Below are 1462 nucleotides of genomic sequence, written 5' to 3'. Positions count from 1 at the left end.
AGAAGGTCAGGGGTTCGAATCCCCCCGGTCCGTACGGACCGGGCCTTCGTCGTCGTCGGGCTCCCGTGCGGGCCCGGGCGGCGACCGCCGCCCTGCGACATCACCGCGCTGCGGCACTGCGGTGATGTCGCTCCGCCGCGGTCGGTGCGGGGGACACGCCGGGGTACGCGGCGCGCTCGACCGCCGTGAGTGCGGGTTCCACCGCACGGCCCTCCCGCGCCGAGGCGACGGCGGCCTCGAGCACCGCCATCACGGCGACGGCCTGGTCGGGGGTGGCGGCGTCACCGTTCGGGCGGCCCAGGATCGCGTCGCGCACACCCGTGTAGGACCGCTGCTGGGCTCCGGTGGGCGCGGGGACGCGCTCGGTGTTCCCCTCCCCGTCGTGCAGGAGGATCGGGTCCGGGTCGACGCCCCAGCCCTCGGCGCCGGGGAGCAGACCCGCGCGCAGCTGCGCCTCCTGCTGATCCGGCAGTTCCTTCACCGCGGTGCCACGCGTGCCGTGGACCGCGAAGCGCGGGCTGCCGCCGGCCACGAGCATCGACGCCTGCAGGACCACGCGCCGGCCCGGATACTGCAGCACGCAGTGCGCCCAGTCCTCGACCGGGGCACCCGGACGCAGGGCCGCGAGGTCGGCGTCCACGCGTTCGGGGACGCCGAAGAGCAGGAGCGCCTGGTCGACCAGGTGCGGTCCGAGGTCGAACCAGATGCCGCCCCCGGGCACCGAGGCTTCCCGCCAGCGGCTCCGGACGGTCGGGCGGAAGCGGTCGATCCGGGACTCGAGGTGGACGACGTCTCCGAGCCGGCCGGAGCGGACGAGCTCGGCGATGCCCAGGAAGTCGCTGTCGAAGCGGCGGTTCTGGAACACCCGCAGCACCCGCCCCGTCTCGGCCGCGAGGTCGCGCAGCTCCCGCGCCTCGGCGAGACTCAGCGTGAACGGCTTGTCCACCACCACGTGCCTGCCCGCCCTGAGGGCGGCGCGCGCGAGCGGCGTGTGCTGGTCGTTCGGGGCGGCGATCACCACGAGGTCCACGTCGTGCCACGCCAGGAGCGCGTCCACGTCGGGCACCACGACGACGTCCGGCAGATCCGCGTGCACCGCGTCCGGGCGGCTCGAGACGACATGGGTGAGAGCGAGTCCCTCCGTGGCGTGGAGCAGGGGGACGTGGAACGTCTTCCCGGCGAACCCATAGCCGATCAGGGCGGTGCGGATCGGTGCGTCAGTGCGGGACATGCAGGACCTCCTGGTCTGGCGGCGGGCATGGGGGCGTCCCCTGCACGCTAGGCCGTGGGGCCGCGGCGGTCCATCGACGCCGCCGGGCCGGTTTGCACGGCCGCCGCAGGCTGGGTATCCTATCCAGGTGCTCCGGCCGGCCCGCCGGGAACGGAGTCACCACCCACCTGGGGGTATGGCGCAGTTGGTAGCGCGTCTGCATGGCATGCAGAAGGTCAGGGGTTCGAATCC

General features: G+C 74.1%; 1 protein-coding gene. It reads right to left on the bottom strand.

The annotated features are described in order from the left end of the window. Positions 1-100: 100 nt before the first annotated feature. Positions 101-1231, bottom strand: coding sequence for an oxidoreductase (locus SJ20_RS10175; RefSeq protein WP_044659077.1), 1131 nt, complete (start codon positions 1229-1231; stop codon positions 101-103). Positions 1232-1462: the final 231 nt, after the last annotated feature.

Origin of the sequence: Micrococcus sp. MS-ASIII-49 (assembly GCF_000946635.1) — a bacterium.
In the GTDB taxonomy this organism is placed as follows: domain Bacteria; phylum Actinomycetota; class Actinomycetes; order Actinomycetales; family Micrococcaceae; genus Micrococcus; species Micrococcus luteus.
This window is presented reverse-complemented; position numbering and strand designations above follow the sequence as displayed.